The organism is Aquiflexum sp. (assembly GCF_041749095.1).
Classification (GTDB): domain Bacteria; phylum Bacteroidota; class Bacteroidia; order Cytophagales; family Cyclobacteriaceae; genus Aquiflexum.
In genome coordinates this window covers 1-4,936 of the sequence record NZ_JBGTCA010000131.1, presented here as the reverse complement: position 1 = coordinate 4,936, position 4,936 = coordinate 1, and the positions used below count along the sequence as shown (strand labels likewise).

The following is a 4,936-nucleotide window of genomic DNA, read 5'->3' as shown; positions in this document are numbered from 1 at the left end:
AAAAAAATGGTTACATTCAAGGAGCCAAACAGAAGCGAAGATGACAGAGTCAATCGACGCAATTAAAATGGTGGGGCATCGAGCCCCATCATTTTAAAGCCAAACAAAAGCTTCAGAATCCAGATGTAATCTATGCAATATCCAAAGTGCACAGTTAACAAAAATGGTCAGTGGAATTCAGGCATCGTCAACTGCCTACTGAACACTGCCCACTGAACACTGCCCACTGAACACTGCCACTGAACACTGCCTACTGAACACTGCCTATTGAGACTGCTTACTCTGCCTAATATACCTACCTTTCCCCCGCCATGCCAAAAAGACCAGAATACAGAATAATATCCCTCCCACAAAATACACAGGACATGACATCATATCCCCAAAATGCATCCAATACCTTTGCGCAGGAAAGGCATGGATGACCTCCCTTTGGAACGATGACAACGCCTCTGACATGCCTTTCACATTGAGAGGCCACCAAAAAGCCGACAAAAATACATTCAGGCCCGCTACGATATATAAATCCTTATCCAAAATCCTGTAGGCCCTCAATGCCTTCAACAACAAAAAAACCAGAAAAGGGATCAAAGGCATCAACAGCCTGGATTCGGGATGTAATACCAGAATAAACAGGATCAGACAAACGACCGTAAATCCCATTCCCAATTTGGCCATTTCTTTGACCATCCTTGGAAAAAACACCAGGGAAAGTGGGATGATAAATCCAAAATACATCAAATGCCCCACAAGAAAATCCAGAGGATATCGTAACATCCCCCCAAAATACCCCTGCATAAGTCCCTCGGTATTGATATTGTGGTTGCTTCCTGACAATAGAAAAACAACAAATACAAATGCCAACAAGATCATCAACAGTCTGATGGCTTTTTGTGATTTAAGCTTTTTTCTGAACAGCAGCCAACTTACTTTCCATTGAATGGGATTTTTGAACATAAAAATAAAAGCAAAGGCTACCATTGACAGCAAGGAAAGCTTGTGCAATACAATATTCCAGGTTTCACCGGAAGCAAATCGCCCGGTAAAAGAACTGATAAGTATCAGGAGCAATAGAAATACAGCAGATGCCAAAATAGGAAAAAAGGATTTTGGTCTTGGTCCTTCATGCAACTGCATGGAATCACTCGGTAAAAAAATCAGAATCAGACCCGTCAGCAATAAAGTCGGCCAAACAAAGCCACCTATAATTGAAACCAAAAAAAGCTTTTGTCTTTCGTGCCTCACAAAATAATTGACCTGTCCTATTCCCAATATCAACGCTGTAAAATCAGTGGAAAAAGGGTTGTACCAGGTTTCTTTCAGTATGGCGAAATTGACAAATAACAGAATAAATCCCAAAAAGGTCATTGAACTTCTCAGTCTCATTTTGTTGGTCAGCGAGAAATACCAGTAAATCCCCGGAATCAGCATCAAAAAATGGAAGATCAACATTCCGCTCATCAGACTATCATAATCATGGTCAAACCCAAACAATGAAAAAATCATGTTTACCATCGCAAAGGGAAGCAGACGTTGAATCTGAACCATGTTATAGCTTTCATCTTCTATTTGGTCCAAAAAGGAAACCGCTACCTCCCTGTAAAACACGCCATCTCCATAAGCACCTTCATTGACAGGTACTTTTTCTCCCAATATCTGAAAGATCACTATGGCAAATAGAACTGAAATAAAAATACCCCGCTGCAAATCCGTAAACTTATGAGTGATAAATTTTTGGCTAAATTATCCATTATTTTCAAACCATAAACCTATAAACCTGTAATCTTAGTAAAAAAAAATACTTTTATTTTATGTTAATTTGAACTAGTTTTCAAAAAAATGCGAATTTCAAAACTGTATAATCAATTTCTTGTTTTACATATTGAATTCCCTGATTCCTTAAGTTCTCATTTATCAGTATGAAGCTCCTTCAATCTTCTTTATTCAAAGCCTTACTATTTGCAGTATTCCTTTTATTTTTTAACCTGCAAAACAGCTCCGCACAGAGAAGTTTTGGTACCCTCTTTAAAACAGAACATGTCCATGATGAACAATGCGGCACAGTTCACGCCACAGAAATGATTCGGGAAAAATTCGGTCTTAAAAATGAAACCGAGAAATTTGAAGAATGGATGGAGGAAAAAATCAGGAAAAGAAAATCCGATCCGGCGATTCAAAGAAAACAACAAGAAGTCAGGGTAATCCCGGTTGTGATCCATGTCATCCACACCGGGACAGCAGTTGGAACCGGTGCCAACATCCCTATGCAACAGATTGAGTCGCAGATAAGGGTTTTGAATGAGGATTTTAGGAGAATGAATCCGGATGCCATTCAGACGCCGGTCGAATTTCTCCCGGTGGCTGCTGATGCCCATGTAGAATTCGTATTGGCCAAACAGGATCCCCTCGGTAGGCCAACAGATGGAGTGGTCAGGGTACAGGGGCCACTTAATTCATACGACATTAATGCAGCAACATCTCTTTGGCAAACTTCCCAATGGCCTCCCGATGAGTACTTGAATATTTGGGTGTTGCAATTTTCCAATCCAAACCTTCTTGGATTTTCTGTATTACCATTTATGAGTCTTCCCGGGTCAGGTCCTGCGGATCTTTTTGAAGGGTTTAATGGGGTTTGGATGAACTTTAGATGGTTTGGTGAAGGTGGTAATGCTGACAATAATTCAAGGGGGAGAACACTGACCCATGAAGTGGGACATTTCCTGGGTCTTCACCATACTTGGGCTGCCGGAAATGCCAATTTGACGGGTTGTGACTTAGATGATTTTGTGGCTGATACCCCTTTACAATTTGAAGCTAACAATTACAATTGCCGACTGACTGCACCCAAATTTTCCTGCGATAGCAGGGACATGTCTGAAAATTTTATGGATTATACCCCTGATGCATGTCAGAATTTATTTACACAAGGTCAGGTGGATAGGATTGATGTGGTCTTGGCTGAGAGTCCTTTTAGGGCAAGTTTGGTAAACAGCCGGGCAGCCTTTGCCCCAATACGATTTGAAAATGACTTGGGAATAGCGAGAGTATTGGAGCCTTTGGATCTTTTCTGTAATCTGGAATTTGTACCAAAGGTGGAAGTTTTCAACAATGGACTGAACAGAATCAATTCCGCCCGTCTTAGCATCATCAATAATGGCGTCGTCCTTGAAACAAAGGATTTTGATTTGGATCTTGGAGAATTTGAATCCGAAATCCTGTCCTTTGATCCAATATCCTTACCCCCTACAGGTAATGATTTTGAAATACGGATTATATTGGTCAACAATGTGGTTGACCCTAATCCTTCCAATAATCAATTTTCATCCTCCCCTGTTTTACAACCTGAAATTTCCTTACCATACGCTCTCAATTTGGATGATATTGGCATTGACTGGATCATTGAAAACCCTGATGATTCACTTACCTGGGAAAGGACCGTATTGACATTGGACGGCCAAAGCACAGAGGCTTTGGTGATAAGAAATTTCAGGTATCCCACTTTTGAAAATGTTAGGCAAAGGGATATTTTACTTTCGCCAAGAATAGACCTGAGCAATACGACCAATGCACAGTTGACTTTTATGCTGGCCCATGCTGCCAGGTCGAATGATGACTCTTCCGATTTCCTGACCATCGCAGTATCCACTGATTGTGGAAATAATTTTGAAATACTCAATGCCAATTATGCCAAAGATTGGAGGTTTTTGAGTACTACTGAGCTGATTTCCGGGGAATTTATCCCAACCAGCGAAAGTCAATTTAGAAGGGAATTACTAAATTTGAGCGAATATGCCGGATTTTCGGATGTACGGATTGCCATTATCAACGAAAATGACAATGGCAACAACATCTATATCAAAGATTTGGAAATATTGGAAGAGGAAGTATATAGGTATGATGCAAGACTGGATAGCCTACTTATGCCCCTTACTGTCAGCACCAATACCAATACTGAGGAAAAAGTGCTCCTCACCAATACCGGAAATTTACCATTGACCGGTTTTATTTTCAGAAGGCAGACAAACAACGGGACCGCGCAGTTTTACGATGTTAGGGTCATGGTTCCTCCCGGCGGAACTTTGGAACTTACAATGCCCAAGTCAACCACCGATGGATTGAACAAACTTGATTACGCCATTTTATTTCCAAGCTTTGACCAAAATGAACGGGATCCGATTCGACTCATCCAGTATGTAGTACATGATTTCAATAGACTAACATCTCCATGGCGGGAAAATTTTGTGAACAGGACTACCTTAAGCCCTTGGATTTCAGTCAACCCCGAGAATAATAATACTGCATTTACTTTAGTACCCGTACAATCAGGAACCTTATCAGACAATGTAGTTGTCCTCCAAAATACTTTGCCGGATAACAGTTATTGGCTTGCCTCACCTTTACTGGATCTGTCAAAAAGCTCCCAGGCCAGTATTCATTTTGAAATGGCTGCGGGACAGGTAGATCCCAATACTGTCCTTAAGGTTCTTGGTAGTCCTGATGGTGGACAAACCTACACTGAATTATGGAGAAAAACGGGATCGGAAATTACTACAGTGAATACTCCCAATGTGGACAGAAACAGCAGTGCAAGTTATAGAAATGAATTTGTAGACCTTTCCCAATTTGCCGGGGGAGGTAACCAAAACGGCAGGATGGCCCTTGTCGTGGAAAATGGCTCTGTTAACAACAGCCCAATTTACTTCGATAGATTTGAATTCTTCCTGAGAGCCGACCCCAATCCTGTCAGGCCTGAAAGTGGTAATGCAGTGCTTTTCCCAAATCCTGCCAGGGATGTGTTCAATATCGCATTTAACCTGAGGAGTTTTGAAATTGTCAATATCCAGATCATCAACGCCAATGGCGCCGTAGTCCATGATGTCGATTATCCCAATACCCTAAACCAAACATATACCTTCAGTTCCAGGAATTTCTCCAGAGG

General features: G+C 41.2%; 2 protein-coding genes. One reads left to right on the top strand and one right to left on the bottom strand.

Features of this window, described 5'->3' with window-relative positions:
* Window positions 1–264: 264 nt before the first annotated feature.
* Complete coding sequence (locus ACEW8O_RS07010) at window positions 265–1,704, bottom strand: hypothetical protein (protein ID WP_373493908.1); 1,440 nt, start codon at window positions 1,702–1,704, stop codon at window positions 265–267.
* A gap of 212 nt (window positions 1,705–1,916) precedes the next feature.
* On the opposite strand from ACEW8O_RS07010, the gene ACEW8O_RS07005 reads away from it, so the two are divergent.
* Window positions 1,917–4,936, top strand: a 3,020-nt coding sequence (locus tag ACEW8O_RS07005) for a M43 family zinc metalloprotease (protein ID WP_373493907.1), incomplete at its 3' end; no start/stop codon positions are given.